19 protein-coding genes are annotated in these 21,741 nt (G+C 30.9%); 11 read left to right on the forward strand and 8 right to left on the reverse strand.

Annotation, left to right across the window (positions count from 1 at the left end; all coding sequences use genetic code 11):
- Positions 1-91: 91 nt before the first annotated feature.
- The 8 genes from IPK88_18360 to IPK88_18395 all read left to right on the forward strand — a co-directional run bounded on the left by IPK88_18360 (position 92) and on the right by IPK88_18395 (position 8,772).
- Positions 92-1,108: a hypothetical protein gene (locus tag IPK88_18360; protein MBK8245396.1), complete on the forward strand. Its 1,017-nt coding sequence runs from the start codon at positions 92-94 to the stop codon at positions 1,106-1,108.
- Positions 1,105-1,812: a hypothetical protein gene (locus IPK88_18365; GenBank protein MBK8245397.1), complete on the forward strand. Its 708-nt coding sequence runs from the start codon at positions 1,105-1,107 to the stop codon at positions 1,810-1,812. Before IPK88_18360 ends, IPK88_18365 begins: the two co-directional genes overlap by 4 nt.
- Before the next feature lie 189 nt (positions 1,813-2,001).
- On the forward strand, positions 2,002-3,444 hold the full coding sequence (locus tag IPK88_18370; GenBank protein MBK8245398.1) for a type IV secretory system conjugative DNA transfer family protein: 1,443 nt from the start codon (positions 2,002-2,004) through the stop codon (positions 3,442-3,444).
- A complete protein-coding gene (locus IPK88_18375; protein ID MBK8245399.1) occupies positions 3,428-3,964 on the forward strand; it encodes a hypothetical protein in 537 nt (178 codons plus the stop codon). The genes IPK88_18370 and IPK88_18375 overlap by 17 nt, the downstream gene beginning before the upstream one ends.
- Positions 3,965-4,015: 51 nt before the next feature.
- Positions 4,016-4,888 (forward strand): relaxase/mobilization nuclease domain-containing protein, encoded by an 873-nt coding sequence (locus tag IPK88_18380; protein MBK8245400.1) that lies wholly within the window; start codon positions 4,016-4,018, stop codon positions 4,886-4,888.
- A gap of 235 nt (positions 4,889-5,123) precedes the next feature.
- Positions 5,124-6,188: a tetratricopeptide repeat protein gene (locus tag IPK88_18385; protein MBK8245401.1), complete on the forward strand. Its 1,065-nt coding sequence runs from the start codon at positions 5,124-5,126 to the stop codon at positions 6,186-6,188.
- Positions 6,189-7,970 carry a hypothetical protein gene (locus IPK88_18390; protein MBK8245402.1) on the forward strand — a complete coding sequence of 594 codons (1,782 nt, stop codon included), beginning with the start codon at positions 6,189-6,191 and terminating at the stop codon, positions 7,968-7,970. It abuts the gene before it with no gap.
- A gap of 112 nt (positions 7,971-8,082) precedes the next feature.
- A complete protein-coding gene (locus IPK88_18395; GenBank protein ID MBK8245403.1) occupies positions 8,083-8,772 on the forward strand; it encodes a hypothetical protein in 690 nt (229 codons plus the stop codon).
- 41 nt (positions 8,773-8,813) lie between these two features.
- Here the strand turns inward: IPK88_18395 and IPK88_18400 are convergent, their stop codons facing one another.
- The 3 genes from IPK88_18400 to IPK88_18410 all read right to left on the reverse strand — a co-directional run bounded on the left by IPK88_18400 (position 8,814) and on the right by IPK88_18410 (position 11,905).
- On the reverse strand, positions 8,814-9,860 hold the full coding sequence (locus IPK88_18400) for an FRG domain-containing protein (GenBank protein ID MBK8245404.1): 1,047 nt from the start codon (positions 9,858-9,860) through the stop codon (positions 8,814-8,816).
- 348 nt (positions 9,861-10,208) lie between these two features.
- Positions 10,209-10,529, reverse strand: a complete 321-nt coding sequence (locus IPK88_18405; GenBank protein MBK8245405.1) for a hypothetical protein — start codon at positions 10,527-10,529, stop codon at positions 10,209-10,211.
- A 161-nt stretch (positions 10,530-10,690) separates the two neighbouring features.
- Positions 10,691-11,905: a site-specific integrase gene (locus tag IPK88_18410; protein ID MBK8245406.1), complete on the reverse strand. Its 1,215-nt coding sequence runs from the start codon at positions 11,903-11,905 to the stop codon at positions 10,691-10,693.
- A gap of 1,493 nt (positions 11,906-13,398) precedes the next feature.
- Here IPK88_18410 and IPK88_18415 point away from each other — a divergent pair.
- The 3 genes from IPK88_18415 (at position 13,399) to IPK88_18425 (ending at position 17,781) form a co-directional block, all read left to right on the forward strand.
- Positions 13,399-14,532 (forward strand): Fic family protein, encoded by a 1,134-nt coding sequence (locus tag IPK88_18415; GenBank protein MBK8245407.1) that lies wholly within the window; start codon positions 13,399-13,401, stop codon positions 14,530-14,532.
- Positions 14,533-14,865: 333 nt separating this feature from the next.
- Complete coding sequence (locus tag IPK88_18420; protein MBK8245408.1) at positions 14,866-16,284, forward strand: T9SS type A sorting domain-containing protein; 1,419 nt, start codon at positions 14,866-14,868, stop codon at positions 16,282-16,284.
- A gap of 15 nt (positions 16,285-16,299) precedes the next feature.
- On the forward strand, positions 16,300-17,781 hold the full coding sequence (locus IPK88_18425) for a T9SS type A sorting domain-containing protein (GenBank protein ID MBK8245409.1): 1,482 nt from the start codon (positions 16,300-16,302) through the stop codon (positions 17,779-17,781).
- 139 nt (positions 17,782-17,920) lie between these two features.
- Here IPK88_18425 and IPK88_18430 read toward each other — a convergent pair whose 3' ends face one another.
- The 5 genes from IPK88_18430 to IPK88_18450 form a co-directional block, all read right to left on the reverse strand.
- Entirely contained in the window at positions 17,921-18,460 is a 540-nt protein-coding gene (locus IPK88_18430) for a hypothetical protein (GenBank protein ID MBK8245410.1), read from the reverse strand.
- A gap of 83 nt (positions 18,461-18,543) precedes the next feature.
- On the reverse strand, positions 18,544-19,197 hold the full coding sequence (locus IPK88_18435; GenBank protein ID MBK8245411.1) for a hypothetical protein: 654 nt from the start codon (positions 19,195-19,197) through the stop codon (positions 18,544-18,546).
- Positions 19,198-19,396: 199 nt separating this feature from the next.
- On the reverse strand, positions 19,397-20,083 hold the full coding sequence (locus IPK88_18440; GenBank protein MBK8245412.1) for a DNA alkylation repair protein: 687 nt from the start codon (positions 20,081-20,083) through the stop codon (positions 19,397-19,399).
- A 79-nt stretch (positions 20,084-20,162) separates the two neighbouring features.
- Positions 20,163-21,038, reverse strand: coding sequence for a hypothetical protein (locus IPK88_18445; protein ID MBK8245413.1), 876 nt, complete (start codon positions 21,036-21,038; stop codon positions 20,163-20,165).
- A 31-nt stretch (positions 21,039-21,069) separates the two neighbouring features.
- On the reverse strand, positions 21,070-21,723 hold the full coding sequence (locus IPK88_18450; protein MBK8245414.1) for a hypothetical protein: 654 nt from the start codon (positions 21,721-21,723) through the stop codon (positions 21,070-21,072).
- Between the last annotated feature and the right edge of the window lie 18 nt (positions 21,724-21,741).

Here is a 21,741-nt window from a genome sequence, read left to right on the forward strand (position 1 = left end):
ATATTAATATCATTTATCTTGAACTTTAATTAAGTAAAACAAAACACTGTTCTAAAAGAATAAATTCATTTATTAAATAAACCATTATTTTATGACCACAAGCAAATCTTTTCAATTTGGCATTCGTGCTGACGCACTTGAGAGCCATATTAAATCAGAAATCTCTAGAATTGGAGATAGAGCAAAACAAGACATGGATATTGCAGTATCCCAAAACTTAAATGACACAACTGTAATACTGAATTCAGTATCCACAGAGACTGAAGTACTAAAGCAAGAAGTTAACAAAAACATTGATCCTGAAGTTGACAAAATTACTGAAGACATAAAGCAAACAAACTTAGAAGCTTTACAAAATGCAACTGACGAGCAGGTTGAGCAGACAAAAAAGAAAATAAGTAGTGTTGAGGTGGATATTCAGAGAACAAGACTGACTTATGATTGGAAAAAATACATATGGGTATTAGTTGCAATTGTAGCTCTATGCTCTATTGATGCAGGCTTAAACTATTCAAGTTTTCAAGTAATCACAGGCAGTCTAATTGGTGCAATCTTTTTATCCATATTCGTAGCCAGTGGTCTTGCTGTTGCTTCACATACTATTGGTATGAAAATCCAAACTGCAAAGACACCAAAACAAAAACGGTTTTGGTTCATAGGAGGATTAATTGGAGCTGGAATTGTTTTTCTTTTCCTTGGCATATTAAGACAAACATATATGGATGATTCAAGCTCATTTGGAAATAATCCAATCCTTTGGGCTCTATTCAATTTATTCTTCTATTGTATTGCCTTGGTGTTCGCTTCAACAAAACTTCCAACTAAAGAGCAATCAATGGAACATAGTCAATTAGAAGAAAAGAAAAATCAATTAATGCTTTTAAAGAATCAAAAGGAAGGAATGCTTACATTTTTACGATTAGAAGAAGAAAGGATTAATGAGCGCAAACAAATACTAGAAGCTTTTCATAAATACAGAGATTCAATGATAATTCTAATTGATAAAGAAACAGAACGAATCCATGCGATGGCTATGAAAGAGTTTGTATTGAAAAGTGGATCACATAAATTAAAGGCATTAGTTAACCCAATAAATCAAACCTCATGAAAATAGACAAATACATTTGTGCACTGCTGATAATTTCAGCAGTGCTCTTTCCCTCCTGTAATCCAAATCCAATTTCACAGGAAATCTCAATTGTCTTGGATCTTACCTCAGAACATTTTTCACATATATCGTTGAATGATTTTAAAAAGAAATCAATTATTTCGAAAAATGTGAATAATTCGGAGGCAGTGAGAATTCAAGGCATTACAGAGTTTGGATTCAATGAAGTAAAGTCATTTATGCTTGATTCAGTATCGAGTGCTTTATTATCAAATGACTATGAAAGGAAGCATGTTATCAAAAAATATTATTCCAATATAGATTCCACATTATTAGAATTAAATAATAACAAGAAAGAAAGAGTTGGTTCTGTTATTTTTAAAATAATTTCAGAAGAATTAAATATACTTAGTAAATCTAAATATGATAAGAAGATACTAATAATTAATACAGACCTTATGGATAAATCATTCATTGATTTCTATGATCAAGAAATTTTCAATGAATTAGTCAATCAGCCAACGCATATTCAAAACCTACTGATTGAAAAGTACCCTTTGAATAAATTATCTGGAATTGAAATTTACATACTATATAAGCCAATTGATAAAATGGACAGCGAAAGATTTGAAATTGTTTCTGACTTCTATAAATTATTCCTAGAATCAAATGGTGCCCATGTAAGTATAGGTAGTAATTTATAGAGCTTGATATTTATCTAATCCTAAATACGTGAATGTGAATAGAACTTCTACCCAAACAATATTTAATCTAATACGAACACTTGTAGTCACTTTTTTCAAATTGATGACAATGGCCTTTGCCCTATTATGTAAAGTTTTTGGAATGCTTTTACTTAAAACGGGAGAAACTATTGAAAAAATGATGACAAGATGATAAAAATAATAGGTGTAATATTTGAAGTCATTTATTGGCTTTGTACTGAAATAGCAACAGGACTGTTTGATTTTATTTCATCACTTGCAAAAATGAGTCGGAAAACGGAATTCAATGCTGACTTTATTAGTGTAGATAAAGTCTTGCAAAATTCAGATACTGGTTTTTGTCTTGATGGTGAAAATTGTTTATCAATATCAGAGAGTTATAAAAATGAAATTATTTTAGGTGGAAGCGGTTCAGGCAAAAGCTCTACTGTACTTATCAATAGCGCACTATTCATGGCTAAAGGAAATTCATCACTCATTTTTAATGATCCATCTCATGAAATCAAAATACTTGTAAGTGGTGCATTACAAAGTTATGGATATACCATTAAAGTAATAGACTATAGCAATGAAGCGTCAGAGTGTTTTAACCCACTTCAAAGATGTAAAACAATTTCGGATATTCAAAAATTAGCATCACTGCTAGTTCGCAATGCCCTTGGAGAAGCAAAAGATCCGTTTTGGAACAAGTCAGCTGAATCTCTTTTGTCTCTATTCATCCGATATTTAATATTCTACGGTGAACCTGAGAATAGAAACTTATACAATGTCCTTCAACTTATTAATGTATTCGCTGGCACTCCTGAGAAAATAGATAAACTCATAGTAAAGACTAGAGATGATAAATTGCTATCAGAATACAAAGCATTTGTAGCTTATGGCGACAAGACCCTAATGTCTATTGTTGCTACAGCCAAAGCTTCACTTTCACTTTTTGCAGATGAAACAATAGCTAAGATTACATCAATTGATACAATTGATTTTGCAGAATTCCGCACTAAAAAGATTGCCCTATTTATAAACAACTCCATTCCAACCATGCAATATTATAGCGGAATATCATCACTCTTTTTCCAGCAATTTATGAATGAAATATTAATTAGAATTCCTAGTAAGCATGATAATAATATTTTCTTTCTTTTAGATGAAGCTGGATCGATGTATTTGCCTTCACTATCAACCATAATTTCTAATATCCGTAAATACAATAGTGGAATACTTTTGATATATCAGGACTACCATATTCTAGAACATATTTATGGCTCATATGAAGCCAAGAATATTTCAGCAAATTGTTATGCAAAAGTATATTTACCAGGTCAACCGATTGAGACATGCAAAATGTTAGAAATGACACTAGGTAAATTTAAATATGAGGATGAAAATGAAGTTAGGCATACTCGTCAATTAATGACCTCAGATGAAATACGAATGAGCGATAAAGCCATTATTCTAATTGGCAACAAACCACCAATTCATGCAAAATTGTATCCATATTATAAAAACAAAAAGTTGAAATTGCTAACTGAAATTCCTCCATATCTTCCAAACAATATACTTCCTTTTGATATACCTCCTTTAATTCAATTTGCAGATGAAAAGAAAGGTTAATAAGGAAAATACCATTTTCAAACATTTGCAAACAAACGGAGTACTTGAAAAAGGAACTCATGAAGAAATTCAAAAAATTCGGAGTGAATATTGGAAAGAGTATAAAAGAAAGTGGAGAGTAGCTAAGAGAAGAATAGATAAGGAATTCACCATCTCCTTTAATCCTGATGAATTAAAAGTTTTAACCTATGAGTCTAAAAAGCATAAGTTAAGTAGAACTCAGTTTATCAAAGAAACCACATTCGCTTATATTAATAACTCCTTTATTGTTCCTGACATACTAGAGGTAAAACGAATATCACAAATACTTGCAATGACATACAATTCAGTTCAAGACTTGTTTGATGCTAACAAATTAAATTTTGATTTGGGCCGAGATATAATGGAATCAATAAATAGACTGGAGCGAGAAATATTACCCTTACTTCACCATCCTAAAACCTTGGAGGAATATATTAAATTGCATATTGCAAAAGATGGAAGAAATAAAGCTCAATTATTGGAAATTTTAAACTCTTAATGATCCGTGATATTAAAAAATCTAACTCGTCGAAGTAATATTGGACAATTAGTGAACTATATCCTAAAGCCAGAAAAGAATGAAAAGGCTGAACCAATTTTAAAACATAACCTTCGATCACGCTCCGCTATTGGTTGGACAAAGGAATTTGAATCAAATGATGCTCTGCGGCTATACAAGAGAAGTGATAATATTAAACTTAACCATACAATATTATCATTCTCAAATAAAGATATGGAACATATCCCTAAAGATCTTTTAAAGGATATCTCTAAAAAATTTATAGAACTTAGAGGCAAAGACAATTTATATCTAGCTTCATCACACCATGATAAGGACCATATTCATTTACATATATTAATGTCTGCGACAAAGTATATGACTGGAGAATCCAATAGAATCTCAAAAATGGAATTCCGTGAACTCAAGCTTGCTTTAGATGCCTATCAAAAAGAAAAATATCCAGTGTTAATCCATAGCTTGCCAGCACATGGTAAATTGAACAATATCCATTCCCAAAATATTTCTTATCCATTTAAAGATTCTGAAAAGACATTGTCTCAAAAACAGCAAATTTCAGAGAAAATTGAAGAAATCTATGGAAAGGTCAATTCAAGTCAAGAATTCCTTTCTCAGCTCAAATTTAAGGGTTTAGAGCCCTATTATAGAGGTGGTTCAGTGTATGGAGTTGAGGATCAAGGAAGGCACTACAGATTTAAGACTTTGGGGTTTGACATTAACAACCTGGATGAATTAGACAAGAAACAAAGTAAGGAGGAATCTGTATTACAAGAGCTTAGCGATCTTCGTGAATCCAAAAATTTAGAAAAAGAGCTTGAAGATGAACGAAGTATTGAAATTGAGAATGATAAGGAAACTGAGGATAATTCCGAAGATGATGAATATGATGGATTAGGAATTTAAGGGGTTCGGGTCTCCCGACAAGATAGCCTCTCGACAAAGGCAGGTTACAAATCGCCATGGCGAGAGGCAATCTTGCAATTCCTATTTGTTTATCTATCATTCTTGTATTAGCTTGCTTTGGACCTTACTTTAAATTGTGATTTAAATATTTAAGAACAATTAATAAATAACTAAATTTGCATTTTTAAATTAAATTTGTTTGTGCGAACATGCCCTATATTTAAAATCAACTAAGATGAAATTTTTACAATTATTATTTACATTTTCCATCATTACCCAAAACCTATTTATACTAAAAGCTCAGGAAGCTGGAAAGGAAAAATATTATAAATTGGTTCAAATCTTACCTTCTACTAATTTTAGTTTAAATAAACTTTTGACAGTTGGCAAAAGTTCAACTGATATTCCTCTTACAATTCCAAGAAATACTGTAAAGTGGGTTTATACTCTTAGTTCTGACAAAATTGAACAAAAGACACAATCAAATTTACTTGTTGAAATGTCGAAATTATTTTCAAAAGGCATTTATTCCGGATTTGTAAAATCCCTTACGGCACCATCTGGTGTCATTGTCTGTAATATAAACATAATGGATGGAGGTTATCTTTCAGTCGGTTCCAGATCCATGTTGACTTCTGGAATTGTTGAAGTTATTCCGAATTTTTCAAATCAAATTATCACTTTGGAAAATCCAAATTTTAATGAATCTATTAAAGTCCAAATAGAGGCAGTTGCAATTGTCTTTGATAAGGAACAGTACAATAAAGATCAATTAGACGATGGGATAAAATCTTTATCTAATGCATTGTCAGATATTTCGGAAGCTTCAAAAAAGGCAAAGGAAGAGAAACAAAAAAAAGAGATAGCTGATTCAAAAAGCTATTTCGAACTTGCACAATTAAAAATGGAAAAGGAAGACTATAAGTCCGCAATAAATATTTACCTTGAATTAGCAAAAAGTACTAAATATTATGATTATATTGCATATCAGGGTCTAGGAACTGCATATCGGTATATTGGTGAATATGATAAGGCAATTAGTGCTTATCAAAAATCAATCAAGGAAAATAAAGACAATGAACTATATAAAACTAGAGTCTATAGTGGAATGGGATTAACTTATTTATTAAATAATGATGAAAATAATGCAAATAAATTTTATGCTGAGGCTATTAGTCATTGTAAAGGTGAAAATGCCTTAATTGAGAAAAAAGCAATGATTTTGGCAATTGAAAAAGCAAGATTAAAAAATACTCTTATCGCAGGTTCTGATGATATTATTCAGTTGTTAAGTAAGTAAATGATAATAGGCAGCGCGGCTATCATTAATCAATTCTTAGAATTTGAGCTTGTCTTTCCAAATGAAATAAGGCAAGAACCTGCCTACTATTTAAAAGGTGGAAACAAAGAAGTAATACTTAGAGCAGCTTCACATTTTCTTGGATTTAAACCCAAAAATTCAATTTATCACAATCATATTGAATTACTAAATAAGTTTTTCCATGCACAAAATAGAAAATTTGGTGACAATTTAAGTATTATTATTCAAAAAATTGAAAGCCAACAGAAAATTAATAATAATTTCAATCATAAAGTATTAATAATTAACAATTGGTCAAGTCTAACATTATTTGAGACTTTCTTTCAATTGGATATAGGTGAAATTACGCAGACACCAATTGAATTTGAAATTAACTTAATGAAAGCATATCTTTCGATTAATTCTATATTTACAAAAAATCAATCTCTCGCTGAGGAGTCAACTGAAGAATTAGATAAAGAAATTAGATATCCTATTTACAATTTTTGTTCGCAATATCCAATTTATGACAAAGTAGATTATGACCTAAAGCTACTTTTTTTTACTCAATTAATTAAAGCGTACTATTTTTTCCAATATTTTGAAAATGAAATAAATTTCAAATATCTTTATGACAGTTTTCTTGCTAATTTTAAATGCGAAAACCCCAAATCATATTTAAACAAAATTGTTTTGTTAATTTTAACTCTATTAAAAGCGGACAAAGAAGCACATTGTGATATTAATATTCCAAGAGATGAACATTTTGAAATTAATTGCTCTTTTCTAAAAAAGTTATGTTTATCTGAAGATAATAGAATGAATGATGAAGACTTTATTGCTTTACGAAGCAATCCAATGTATGAACTTTCAAATGGCATTTATAGAGTTATTTTTAATCTATTTTTAGTCGAAAAAATATTCAAGGGACTCTATTTTCAATTAAGAGATATTAATAGAAAAATGTTAGATTCTATTAAAATCAGTGACAACAAATTAAAAGGAATTTATTGCAATGAATTTTCAGAAAAATATTTACTTTATAAAATACTTGATATTATTTATGCTAGCGAAAATAGAATTATTAAGTTTTCTGGGAAATATTTTAGTGATAATAGAATAGACGGAGGGCCAGATTACTATATTAGAATTGGAAATAACTTACTACTTTTTGAATCAAAAGATTTTTTAATTAAAGCTAGTATTAAACAATCCTTTGACTATGACAAGTATTACTATGAATTTGAAAGGACTTTAATAAAAGAAGAAATAAAGCCTGGAAAAGTAAAAAGAGGTGCAGTCATGCAACTTTCTTATTTTATACGAAAGGTATTAAAAAGGGAATTTATTGATGACACAAATTATCAATATAAGAAATTAAATATTTATCCAATATTAATAACACATGATTCTCAATATGATACTCCAGGATTTAATTTCATGGTGAATGATTGGTTTACTGATGAGAAAATTACTCTAAATGACGAGGGATATTATATTAATAAAATTAAGCCCTTAGTTGTAATTAATATAGATACGCTTATTCATCATCAAGAAATACTTTCCCACGAATATCCATTACATATTATTTTAGATAAATATAACTCTGAGGTATTATTAAAAAAAGCGAATTTAAAATATAATAAACATTATGAATATATAATGGATTCATGTCAATCCTTTTCAATGTTTATTGATAACTTTTTAGGTAATTTAAATTTAAGAAGACCGCCAAAAATTCTTTATGAAATTTCACCTGCTATTTTTGAAAATAGTAATTAAGCTAGAATTTTAATAGAGCATCAAGTGCTTCTTCTGTTTCTTGGTTTATAAAATTAGATTGATAACTAATAGTTGTCGTTGTTGATGAATGCCGATAAAACTTTTGAAGCATTTGAATCTTACAAAAAAAATACCCAAAGCAGTGTCTGATCTATTTATAATTGTATTATCATTTCATGATATTTACCGACCACATCGTTCTCAAAGGAATCCAAATATATTTGAGTTGTTTTCTGTTGTATGCCCAAGTGATTCACTTATTACTGAAATTGATGTTCCAATCTTTAGCACTTGTGGTAATTCAATGCGCTCTACTGACATAATGGCAGATGGCGAGTTTTTGGCATTCACTTTGAGTACATGTTTATTAAATAAAATTATGAAGGATTCTATCAAAACCAAATTAAATGAAGCACTAAAAAATGAAATAAAGGCCTATCTCCAAGAAAATCAATTTTTAGATACTGTATTTGAAAAGGGTCAATTTTATGAATGGTCAGGAAAACCAAAAAAACCATCAGAAATGAACATTGATTTTAATTACGATTATCTGTCAATAAGAGATCCACATTGGGAAAATATCGTCCCAAATGAATATAAAACAAATTATTGTGCATGGACAATCCCATTAGCCACAAAAAATTTATTAAAATTACATCAAATTCATACGCAACTTTGGAATATCAACTTTGAAGGTACTACTGGAGAAATAAAATTTAATGTCAAATACGATCAAAATACTGGGGATCCAATAATTGATCTCATTAAGGCTGATCTGAACACAGAATTCAAGCGAGTTTGATTAATAGCAAAAATTCTATAAAATTCTAAATTTATAAAAAATTAGTTTTTTATATGACATTCCGCCAAATTGTATTTAACCTTTAAATCATAACTGAATCCATCTAAGTCAGGAAAAATACTCTCATGCCTAATTCCTGAAAAATATAGCTCTCGCAATACTCTCTCAGACACTTTCTTAGAAAGAGTAAATTTTAATAATTGGTCATCTGTTTCATTTAATAATTCTTCAAATGGTATAAATGGGTTCGTATGTATTGAAAATAAACCAAATTGGCCTGAAATTCTATTTGATATACTTGGTGGATAAAACAATCCGCAAGAATCATATTCATAGGGATTCTTAATCTTCTCTATGTCAATATTATTACAGGTATGCCATGCATAAACCGCAGTGCCATTCTTATCTTTTGGTAAAATAATTCCTTGATTATTTAACTTTGGCATCGTAGCAAAATAAAGAGCAATTAAAGGACTTGATGTCCAGTCAAGCAATCTAGTTGGCAGTCCATGATGTTGAGCCAAGGCTAACCACTCCCAATCATTATTGGGACACAAATTTATTCCTGATCTACTTCGTAATTTGAATCTATCAATTATTTCTTTCTCATAATTAGATGAGTCTAAAATCTCCTTATCTACTCTTCCAATTGCTGGAATTAGTTTGTAATTTTTAGAATCCGTGACTCCTCGAAAAACATAATGTCCACAAGTTAAGCTCTTAGAATTAATCTTTTTAATATAATCAGCGAGCGATTTAATTTCTATAGATTTTATTTTCTTATCTACTTTAACTTTCTTTTCAAATATATACACCTCATATCTACTTCTCCCTTCTAATCTAACAACATTAACTAAATAATCATTAAGATAATCACAATTTTTATTGAAATAATTTTCAGCATTTTTAAAATCTAAGCATTCTTCATTTGTTAAAGGCAATTCCTTAACGTAAGGTTTTTTTTGACTAGACAAATTATTAGATACTTTTAAATAACAAATTGGAAAATTCTCTATTTCGTTCTTTAGTGTTTGTTTAACATAAGCAAGAGCGGAAGTCTTAATTAATTTACTGTTGATTTCTGACATGGATATTTTATTTAGTATTTAAGAACACTTTCTAACGCAACATCCTTATCCTTATTAATAAAATTATCTTGGTAACCAATTATTGTTAGGATGAATGTATGAAGTTTAAGTTTTTGAAGCATTTGAAATGGAAACTTATCAACTGACAGATTCCCAGAAGTATGGCTTTCAATATGCATGATTAGATTTTAATAAAACCCAAAATTTCAGTTAATTTTTGAAATAACTCATAAACCATAATTTGAAATTTAACATGAACAATAAAAATCGCTACATGTTATTCAAAGTCTAATATTTAAATTTATCCATTTTATATCTAAGTCTATTAATTTCAAATTCAAATTTAGTTCAATTAATCCCAGACTTGTCGGGATAATCTCCCAATATAAAGATGTCCAGATTTGACCCTTCTCCACCGTAAACAACAAGAACTAAATATTCTTTTTCAAAATCGCATTGGTTAAAAAAATATTCTTCAATCTTACTTAAATCCAAGGATTCTAAAGTACTTAACTCCATCTCTTTTACTACAACTAGTCTGTCTGGATGTGTGTCATCCATAAATACTCTTAAAGGGTATTGTGATAAATTAGAATTTTTTAAATCCTTGTTCACCAATATATATTCTTTAGCTAATTTCACAATCAAATCATGATTTAATTTATTCATATGGCAAGATTCCTTTGTTGATTTTGAATATAGAATATTTAATAGAAATGCAAATTTAAGAATTAATCTTGATTATATTGAATTGAATTTAAAAGTATCTAGTTAGTTTTAATACTGAATAATTTTAAATTTTTAAGTAGTTGAATCCTAATTACATAAATTTATAGGTCAATTACCAATTCATGATATTTATCAACTACATCGTTTTCAAAGGAATCCAAATAAATTTGAGTGGTTTTCTCTGTTGCATGACCAAGTGATTCACTTATTACTGAAATAGGCACTCCAAGCTTTTTAGCACTTGTTGCATATGAATGCCTTGCTACATAACTTGAGATCGAAGATTCAATTTCACATATTTTTCCTATTTCTTTTAGGCTTTTATTATATCGTCTAAGTTCATCACTTATTTGTTTAAGTTGAATTTTTGGATCAGATGACTTTACAACATTCAATATAAATTCGTTCTCTGTCTTTCCATTTCTATATTTGTCTATAATCTCATTAAGTGGTTTTGAAAGTGGTATAGAATGAAGTTTTCCAGTCTTTTGTCTTTTATATTCAATCCTGTCTTGAATAATGTTATTTCCTTTCAGCATGGCTATATCAACAAAGGAAGCTCCCATCAAATAGAAACTAATTAAAAAATAGTCTTTTGCTCTAGTTTGCCTCTGAGTTTGAGGTTGGAATTGTAGTATTTTAATTAAATCTTCTCTAGTTATAGCTCTTTTCCGAGTTTCTTGTCCTTTAATGGTATATTCCTTAAACGGATAATTCTCAGCTGACAATCTCTTTTGCTTGATTGCTAAATTAAGCAATGCTCTTAGGGTTCTTAAATTGACACTTAGACCATTTAAACTATTTCCTTTTGATAAATACCATGCTTCATATTTTTTAAGCCAAGTAAAGGTTATTTGCTTGAGCGGAAAATCTTTGCCATTAATAAAATTTGAGATACTTCTATAAGTTAAATCATAGACTCTTGCATTGCCAAATCTCTTGGCTTTTTCTAATTCATTAATGATATTTTTAAAATACTCTAAGGTCATTAATTCAGTTCTGACATCTAATAATCTAATTTTAATATCCCCTATTGACATATTTTCCAACACACCTTCTTCTTTCAATGCTAACAACTTGGTTAAATATTTACTTTTTTCCTTTAGGAGCCAATTATTATATCGGTTAATGTGATCAAAGTCTGTACAAGAGTTTTTTACACATTGGAGCTTTGCGTTCCAATCCTTTTCTAAGAGACTTTGATTTAAAGATAAACGAATAGAACTTCTTTTCACCACAATCAATAGCTTTAATGGATATCTACCATCACTCTTAATATTTCGCTTGTCTAATTCTACTTTGACTGATAAAGCCATATTGATTGTATTTAAAATTTGCCAGCGATTTGCCAGCACCATTTGTATTAATATGTAAAGATATGAATTGATTTTAATATTTTTATGCTGATTTACAATACTTTATATAATTATAAATACACATAAATCCATAAATTTCACGCTTTGGGAGCAGGGGGTCGAGAGTTCGAATCCCTCCGCCCCGACTGAAAATCAAGGAGTTATGAATTCATTTTCATAGCTCCTTTTTTTTTTGAATACTATTTATTTTCAACTAATAATTTCAATATACTTTGGCTTGAGAGTTCGAATGCCGACGCTTCGATCGGCATGCAGACCATCTTTTGATGCGTCTGCATCCCTCCGCCCCGACTGAAAATCAAGGAGTTATGAATTCATTTTCATAGCTCCTTTTTTTTTGAATACTATTTATTTTCAACTAATAATTTCAATATACTTTGGCTTGAGAGTTCGAATGCCGACGCTGCGGTCGGCATGCAGACCACCTTTTTTGGTGCGTCTGCATCCCTCCGCCCCGACTGATTGTTTAGGAGTTATAATGAAAATTATAACTCCTTTTTTTTTAGTCTTAAATTCATTTATAATATGTTATCTGTCGCGAGTTCCTCGGAATTGTCAAGAGTTCGAATGCCGATGCTTCGATCGGCATGCAGACCACCTTTTTAGGTGCGTCTGCATCCCTCCGCCCCGACTGAAAATCAAGGAGTTATGAATTAGTTTTCATAGCTCCTTTTTTATTTGAATACAATTCAATTCCAACATGATTCTATACGTATTGTCAAGTGTTCGAATGCCGACGCTGCGGTCGGCATGCAGACCACCTTTTTTGGTGCGTCTGCATCTCTCCGCCCCGACTGATTGTTAAGGAGTTATAATGAAAATTATAACTCTTTTTTTTTTGGCCTTAAATTCATTTTACAATATTTAAACTATACCGATTTCATTGGTATCGTCAAGAGTTCGAATGCCGACGCTTCGGTCGCCATGCAGACCACCTTTTATGGTGCGTCTGCATCCCTCCGCCCCGACTGAAAATCAAGGAGTTATGAATTAATTTTCATAGCTCCTTTTTTATTTGAATACAATGGGATTCCAGTTAGTTATTTCTTTTTAATTACGATTATGAGTTCGAATGCCGATGCTTCGATCGGCATGCAGACCACCTTTTTAGGTGCGTTGTCATGCCAACGCCTCACTCACAATGAAGCCTCCGGAGTTTTAAAGCAAATACCATAGAAAATTTGAAAAAACATTTCCAACTCATATCAAACGGGCTCAAATTACCCCAAGACTTTCCGATATGTATAATGAAATCACCTAATCAGAAAAAAAGCTATAAAATACAAACTACTCAAACAATGCGTGATTCAGGAATTGTTATTCGGCAAAACAAGGTTGATAGGAAGTGTAAATAAAAATTATCTTATTAGCAGATAATACATAAAGTGCAATTATAAATATTTATATTTGCAGAAGATATAAGCATAAAGTAAATGAATGTCACCAGTTTTAAAGCAGGAAAAAACGTACAACGATATCAATATAAGAGTTTTGAACCCAATATAGTTGATATGCCTTGGCAAATTGACAATGCTGAACTAAATATGCTGCTAAGCATAGCCAATATCAAAATGGGCGAACTCAATGCATATTCACAACTGATACCCGATGTTGATTTTTTTATCAAAATGCATGTTTTAAAAGAGGGTACCAAAAGTAGCCGGATTGAAGGAACACAAACCAATATAGACGAAGCCATACAAAAAGCTGAATACATAAAAGACGATAAAAAGGAAGATTGGCAAGAAGTTCAAAACTATGTGCAAGCTATGAATCATGCTATCGAAAATTTGGAAAAATTACCCCTGAGCAATCGATTATTAAAAGAAACACATTCAATTCTGCTGCAAGGCGTAAGGGGTACACATAAGTTGCCGGGTGAATTTCGCCAAAGTCAGAACTGGATAGGTGGTAGCAGCTTAATAGATGCGACATTTATACCTCCTCACCAAGACAGTGTAGCTGATTTAATGGCAGATTTAGAAAGATTTTTACACAATGATAACACTCCTGTTCCGCATTTAATAAAGATAGGTATTGCCCATTACCAATTTGAAACCATTCACCCGTTCCTAGATGGTAATGGTCGGATTGGACGTTTACTGATTACATTGTATTTGGTCAGTAATCATTTGCTACACAAACCAACACTATATTTATCTGATTTTTTTGAACGAAACAAATCGCTGTATTATGAAAATCTAAACAGAGTACGAAACCACAATGATTTAACACAATGGCTGAAATACTTTTTAGAAGGTGTTCGTAGTACTTCAGAAAACGCTATCCAGACATTTAAACATATCATACAAATCAGAACAGAAGTAGAACACAAAATTATTTCTTTAGGAAAAAAGCAAGCATTGGCAAAATCATTTTTGCAGTTTTTATATGGAAAACCCATTACTGATGCCAATGATGTAGCGAAAGATTTAAACATCAATATATCAACCGCTTTAAGATTGATAGAAGATTTTATTAAGTTGGAAATACTAATAGAAGTTACTGGGTTTAAACGCAATCGAATTTTTGCATTCGACGATTATATTAAACTTTTCAGATCGTGAGTAACATTGGTAAAATAGAACGTCACACGTAAAACAGAATTATAAAACTATTTCGTGGGAAATTAAGCTATATAAATCACATTACTGTTATTGCAAATATCGTGATAATAAACAGTCCAAATATTGGACCGATACAAAACAATAATTTTATTTAGAAAATAGGCTCAAGACTTGGTAATATATCAACAAAAACGAATCCTTTCATAACTCCTTTAATAAATTCTCAAACTTTAAACCAACAATATTTTAATAAAACAGAAAACAATATTATATTTACACTGAATGAGAATAACTGTTATTTGGATTTTTTGCTTGACTTCAATACAACTTTTATTGAGCCAAAATAAATATGACTATACTTGGACTTTTGGTAAGAATTCCGGTAATAATAACTTGAACCGAATATTTTTTTCTGATACTGGAATTATTAGAATAGATAGTGTAGTTAGTAATTTTGATATCGAAGGAGATAAAACATTTATATGTAATCGAAATGGAGATCCCGTTGTATTATTCACGAATTGTTCTGTATTAGATATTAATCTTGATACTTTAAAAGGGAATCATACTTTAAGAAATAATAGACAATTGTCTTGGTGCTATGATCCTTTGCACTATTCCTACCCATTTGATCAAACTATGCTGATTTTACCTGATGTTCAAAGAAAAAATTTTTATCCAATTTTATTAATAGATGTCGGACCAATTTCGTTTGAACTAGATTCATTAAAGTCCCCATTTTATGGTTCATTATTTTCTATGGAATTGGATCTAATAACAAACCATTTAAACAATAATTGGAACCAAGTTCATTATGATACATTTGCTCCAGGCCATCTTACAGCATGCCTACAAGATAACGGTAAAGATTGGTGGATTATAGTTCCACTAGACGCAAGTGTTTGTTATTTAATATATGAATATACCTCGGCTGGATTGAATATCGTTGGAAGAACATGTGTTGGTAATAAAATTTATGGCGAGTTTGATTTCGTTAACTCCACAACATTTAGTCCAGACCGAACAAAGTATGCTCGATATTGTCCTAGGTATGGCGTTCAACTGTTTGATTTTGATTCAAAAACGGGAGCCATTAACAGACCAAAGTATTTCCATGAAGAAGGAGGTCGTCAGCCATTTGGTGGAATTTGCTTTTCTCCCGACTCTAAATTATTATATGTATTCTCAATAGATTCTTTATACCAATATGATCTTACCTCTGATCATGTAGAAAGTTCAGGAATATTAATTGATACATTGGACCGAAGTACCGGGAAAACAAATATTTCAGCATTTAATTCTGGACGCATAGGTCCAGATGGTAGAATTTACATAGGTGGATTTGCAGGAGGCCATTACCTCAGCGTAATTAATAATCCCAACTGTAGAGGAAAGAAATGCGAACTTATTCAACAAGCTGTTCGATTACCTGGCAATCATGATTATACTATGACGTATGCTCCTTATTTCTATGATTTCAAAGGAGTAAGAGAATGTAAAGAAACGAATTCAGTTGACTCAAAGGAGGAAAACTTAAAGGTTTTCGAGAAGAGAGGTGATTTAATTTATTATAATTTTAAAGACAAGTCAGGGTGGATATCAATTTATTCTATAAATGGCAAGTTAATTAAAACAATGAAAAATGTCTCACCAAGTGGTGTCATAAACATTGAGGATTATACACCTGGTGCATATTTAATTCAGGTGAATTGGGGATCTTCTCACTATGAATATAAACTGGTCAAGAATTAAGATTGAAGTGTAATAATGAAAGTACTTTTAGCAATATTTATTTGGTCCATATTTACATTAATTGGGGTTGGTCAGAATAAATATGACTATACTTGGACCTTTGGAACGAATATTGGGAGTAATAAGAATTTAAATCGTATATATTTTTCGGATACTGGAATAGTCAAAATTGATAGTTTGCAGAGTAATTTCAACATTTTTGGCGATAAAACTTTTATATGTAATCAAGATGGAGACCCCATAGTATTATTTACTAATTGTTCTATTTTGGATAGTCAGCTTGATACCATGTATGGTAATTATACACTTAAGTCAAACAGACGAAATTATTGGTGTTTTGATCCTATAGACTATTATTACCCATATGATCAGTCCATGATTATATTGCCTGACAATCATAAAAAAAACATTTTTCCAATTTTATTAATGGATATAGCTTCTATAGAACGAGATCAAGATTCACTTAAAGCTCTAGATTACGGAATATTATATTCAATGGAAATGAATCTTACAAATACAATTAGCAAAAGGTTAGTCAATAATTGGAACCAAGTTCATTTTGATACATTTGCTCCAGGCCATCTTACAGCATGCCTACAAGATAACGGTAAAGATTGGTGGATTATAGTTCCTCTAGACGCAAGCGTTTGTTATTTAATATATGAATATACCTCAGCGGGATTGAATATTTTAGGAAGAACATGTGTTGGATCTAAAATTTATGGTTATTCTGATGGAATAAGTTCAACTTCTTTTAGTCCCGATCGTACTAAATATGCTCGTTACTGTCCTGAATATGGAATTCAACTGTTTGATTTTGATTCTAAAACTGGAGCCATTAACAGACCAAAGTATTTCCATGAAGAAGGAGGTCGTCAGCCATTTGGTGGAATTTGCTTTTCTCCCGACTCTAAATTATTATATGTATTCTCAATAGATTCTTTATACCAATATGATCTTACTTCTGATCATGTAGAAAGCTCAGGAATATTAATTGATACATTGGACCGAAGTACCGGGAAAACAAATATTTCAGCATTTAATTCTGGACGTATAGGTCCAGATGGTAGAATTTACATAGGTGGATTAGCAGGAGGCCAATACCTCAGCGTAATTAATAATCCCAACTGTAGAGGAAAGAAATGCGAACTTATTCAACAAGCTGTTCGATTGCCTGGCAATCATGATTATACAATGACTTATGCTCCTAATTTCTACGATTTTAAAGGTGTAAGAGAATGTAAAGAAACTAATTCAGTTGACTTAAACAATGAAAACTTTGAGGTTTTCGAGAAGAGAGGTGATTTTATTTATTATAATTTTAAAGACAAGTCAGGGTGGATATCTATTTATTCTATAAATGGCAAGTTAATTAAAACAATGAAAAATGTCTCACCAAGTGGAGTTATAAGCATAGAAGACTTTACACCAGGTGCATATTTAATTCAGGCTAATTGGGGGACTTTTCACTATGAATATAAACTTGTTAAGAATTAGAAGGAGGACTTAGTCAAGTCAAAAGTAAAGTATTAAAAGTATATTTGAAAGAGAATTTCATAAGTTTCAAAAACATGATCAATTTGTAGTGAAGACAAGCTACTTGTAAAATCACTTTCAAAAACAATAATTCTTTTATTTATCTCCAATTAATTCTACCATAAAAATTTCCATCTTCAATATTAATTGTGTCTGGAAATTTACCTATAAATGAAGTATCTCTAACTACTTTAGCTCTAAAACTACCTCGAATATCACCGTTTTGCTTATTTAGTTCCTTAATTTCAATATAATAATCAGAACTAGGATTTTTTAAAATATAAGTCCCTGTTACTACATCTCCATCAGAAATAAATTCACTATATGAAATTCTATTAAATGTATCTAAATAAAAAGGTTCTATTGGATTTAATTGAAATCTTCCAATTTTTAATGATACATAGTCAATCAAGATTTTGCCTCTAAGTTCACCAAATTCATTATATTTATATATTAAAACACCAATACATGTATCAGGAGTACAATAGTTTCTAGATTTAAATACACCAGTTTTTCCTTTCCAAGTTTCCCCATTTAATACTGCTTGTCCTTCGCCAAAAAATCCATTCTCATCAAATGCAGCATCCTTAATGCATGAATAGATTAGTAATAATAGAACAGTTGATAATAAATATTTCATTTATACTATATTGCGAATTTTGACTTGATTGATTTATTTAAATATTTACTTTTATAACTTTATTATCACATTTAATACACTTCTCAAGCTTTAAATGATGGGCAGTCCACTTTGCTTTTTTGTTTGATTGAATATATCTTAAAGATATAATATAATTTTGCACCGAATGAATTTATTGGTTCAAAATACTTTTCTTTAACTAATTTATCAGAAAAATAAACGCCGCGATTATAATAAATATAGAAATTTAATCTATTAAGCTTGTAGCCAAATCTACATGTTGGTCCAAGTTCTATATTATCTTTCAAAACTATTTCATAAAATGGTGAATAGAGATAATGGACTTTAATACTATTTATTATATTAACATCAAGTCCAATTGAAAATTCAAATTTATTAATTGCATAACCGAAATGTGCTGAATTTTGAAAGTAATTGAACTTAAAATCTAATTTTGGTTCTTCTTCAGGGAATCCCAATATAGTTGTTGATGAGAGTGGAATTTTTTTGAATGTATAACCAGGATTCAATTCGATAAACATCTTTGATTTAAATAGATATCTAATTTTAATTTCAGCAGCAAGACTTAATTTGTTATAATTTGATTTTGGATAATTTATTAAAAAATAATTCGAATTTTTAGATTGAACTATATTTGAATTATCGATTCCAAAACCAGCGCCCAAATACAATTGACTATTTATTTCACTAATTAAAATGAAACATTGAAAAAACATAAAGGCAAAGATTTTTAATCGCATTTATCACAAACTAATTAAAAGATAAGTGAAACTTTTCAATACAAAACAAACACTACTTATCTTTGAAAAGATATCCCGATTGTATACTTAACTAAAACCAAAGATAGTACTTTAATTAATTGATTTTATTTCTTGGACATACTCATTTTAATGCACAACCCAAAGATCACACAATTCACCATTTCCCCTCTTCTTTCAATATCAACCTCATCCCTTCGCGCTTTGTCAAGGGCGGTAATTGATATTTAAAAATAAATGAACTAACTCCTATTGGATCTACTCTAGAATGTTGCCTCAATGCCCAGCCGGCGGCTTTTTGGATAAAAAATTCTTTGCTGGTGGATTGATCCGAAATCATCGATTTTAAAATATCGAAATTCGTTGATTTGGCATACTTCAATTGCATAATTAGGGCTGAACGACGATACCACATGTTATCAGAGGCTATCCATTTTCTCATGAGTTGAATTTGGGTATCAGGTTCTTTTATGACCAATAAGCCTATAATACTTGGTGATAAAAAATCAACCGTGTCCCACCAAGAATCCCGGGCTATATAGGGCTCATAAAAACTAACCCAAGAGGAATTCATACGCCTGAGGTATTTACGAGCTACATCAAGAGCCACATAATTGAACTCACGAAAATCAGAACTCCAACATTGCTCAAAAAAATCTTTAAATGCCTGATCTCCCTGCCAGGCCCATTGATCAAATACTTGTTTCACGATTTCTTTTCGATCTGGGGCCATAACACCATAGTATTCAAATCGATCCTTCATATATGCTTTCATCTGCCCTGCCCTAACGGCATTGGCTTTAGCTTCAAATTGAAGCTTTATACTATTGAACAAATGGTCCATAGGAATCAGAATTAAATCGTTACATTATTTAATAATGAAAACCAGTTTGTCATTTTCTAACAAACCTAAAAGGAACTTATTAATTATACAATTGAAAAACCCTCGATAAATTAAATCCTAATTTGATCTCTCCGTTCAACCAATTTGAATTTGCATCTAACAATGAAGATCTTTCATTCATACCTACCGCATTAGAAAAATGCAATTGAAAAACATGACCTCCTGTTTCTATATCAACTCCTAAAGAAAGTGGATTATAGGACAATTTATTGGGGAAGCGATTCACTGCATAAGTATAATCTAAAACCAAGGCCATTCTATTGGTGATTTTAAATCGGGCGCCAAGTTCGCATCCATAGACCAAATTAGGATCAACACTAGTCTTCACCAGATTTCGATATACCATAACGGGTGCCAACTGCAATGAAAAACGATCAGTGAATTTTCTTCCAACAGGTAGCTGTACAAAATAACTCAACCGATCACTAAAAACTTCCTGATATTCATTTCCAAATGGGTTCTTCAATGTAATGACATTCATTCCTGCAACAATTATTGCAGTGAATGGGAAGGAGTTATTGCCTGATTTTTGGCTGAGAAACTTATATTTGATCATGCCATCCAGTTCTTTATTTCGAGTACTTCTACCTACTCCTATGGTGAGATTCTCAATGGGTGCAAAGTCAAAGCTTAAACGCATAGAAGCCTGATCCAATCCAAAAAACTCATATGCTCCACCATTTATATCTCCAAAACGGTGCAAAATTCTAAAATCCAAAACACCTTTATGAAGCATTTCAATACTGTGGGCATTTATCACTCTGGTTGATTTAAAAGCATTGGTTACAACAGTAGTTCCATCATCTACTCCTAATCCATCTAATAAGCTTCCTTCATCTTGTGCATTTAAAACGGACAAACTAAAAAAGCAAACAGCAAATATATATTTAAACATAACTTTTGATTTTGATAAATTGAAAAATGAATTAATTATTAGGCGCACCATCCGCTAACCACTTACTGATTTGAGATAGTTGACAAGAAGATAATTGAATACCATCTTTTGGCATCCGACTATATCCAGTTACATAATTCACCGAACCTTCCAATGAATTATCATTAACGTATTCTAAAACTGCACCATAATTATTCAGCGCAACATTTCCTTGAGGGTTCGATCCGCCATGACATCCATTACAATAGGTCTGCAACATTGGAAAAATAGTTCTGTTAAATGATACACTCGAGGTATCACATGCCCCTGCACAATTAATAGTGTTTTGAGCGCCTTGCTTGATCCATAAAGCAATGGTTTTAATTTGATTATCATTTAACAATTCGTAAGGCTTAGGAGGCATCTTATTACCAAATTCAGATACAATAACTTGATACAATTCACTGGTTTTATAATGCCCCGGATCTACCAATTTTATGATATCATAATAATCAGAAATAACAACACCACTTTTGCGGTCTATCACATTATGACATCCACTTTGAGTACAATTTGATTTCAACAATGGCAAAATTTCAGATTCAAAACAAATCTCGGGATCTGGAAGACTCGACTTGGTGCATTCAGTAAACATCATGCTAAAAGTAAAGACAATAAAACAGGCAATAAAAAATTTAATCTTCATAATATAAATAAAATTTTA

Source organism: Candidatus Defluviibacterium haderslevense (assembly GCA_016712225.1).
GTDB classification, from domain to species: Bacteria; Bacteroidota; Bacteroidia; order Chitinophagales; family Saprospiraceae; genus Vicinibacter; species Vicinibacter haderslevensis.

Excerpts from the sequence above, each read along its gene's own strand:
- IPK88_18360 (MBK8245396.1), top strand. The coding sequence starts at position 92 with ATGACCACAAGCAAATCTTTTCAATTTGGCATTCGTGCTGACGCACTT.
- IPK88_18415 (MBK8245407.1), top strand. The coding sequence starts at position 13,399 with ATGAATGTCACCAGTTTTAAAGCAGGAAAAAACGTACAACGATATCAA.
- IPK88_18370 (MBK8245398.1), top strand. The coding sequence starts at position 2,002 with ATGATAAAAATAATAGGTGTAATATTTGAAGTCATTTATTGGCTTTGT.
- IPK88_18430 (MBK8245410.1), bottom strand. The coding sequence starts at position 18,460 with ATGAAATATTTATTATCAACTGTTCTATTATTACTAATCTATTCATGC.
- IPK88_18385 (MBK8245401.1), top strand. The coding sequence starts at position 5,124 with ATGAAATTTTTACAATTATTATTTACATTTTCCATCATTACCCAAAAC.
- IPK88_18390 (MBK8245402.1), top strand. The coding sequence starts at position 6,189 with ATGATAATAGGCAGCGCGGCTATCATTAATCAATTCTTAGAATTTGAG.
- IPK88_18425 (MBK8245409.1), top strand. The coding sequence starts at position 16,300 with ATGAAAGTACTTTTAGCAATATTTATTTGGTCCATATTTACATTAATT.
- IPK88_18400 (MBK8245404.1), bottom strand. The coding sequence starts at position 9,860 with ATGTCAGAAATCAACAGTAAATTAATTAAGACTTCCGCTCTTGCTTAT.
- IPK88_18440 (MBK8245412.1), bottom strand. The coding sequence starts at position 20,083 with ATGGACCATTTGTTCAATAGTATAAAGCTTCAATTTGAAGCTAAAGCC.
- IPK88_18445 (MBK8245413.1), bottom strand. The coding sequence starts at position 21,038 with ATGTTTAAATATATATTTGCTGTTTGCTTTTTTAGTTTGTCCGTTTTA.
- IPK88_18365 (MBK8245397.1), top strand. The coding sequence starts at position 1,105 with ATGAAAATAGACAAATACATTTGTGCACTGCTGATAATTTCAGCAGTG.
- IPK88_18450 (MBK8245414.1), bottom strand. The coding sequence starts at position 21,723 with ATGAAGATTAAATTTTTTATTGCCTGTTTTATTGTCTTTACTTTTAGC.
- IPK88_18375 (MBK8245399.1), top strand. The coding sequence starts at position 3,428 with ATGAAAAGAAAGGTTAATAAGGAAAATACCATTTTCAAACATTTGCAA.
- IPK88_18410 (MBK8245406.1), bottom strand. The coding sequence starts at position 11,905 with ATGGCTTTATCAGTCAAAGTAGAATTAGACAAGCGAAATATTAAGAGT.
- IPK88_18405 (MBK8245405.1), bottom strand. The coding sequence starts at position 10,529 with ATGAATAAATTAAATCATGATTTGATTGTGAAATTAGCTAAAGAATAT.
- IPK88_18435 (MBK8245411.1), bottom strand. The coding sequence starts at position 19,197 with ATGTTTTTTCAATGTTTCATTTTAATTAGTGAAATAAATAGTCAATTG.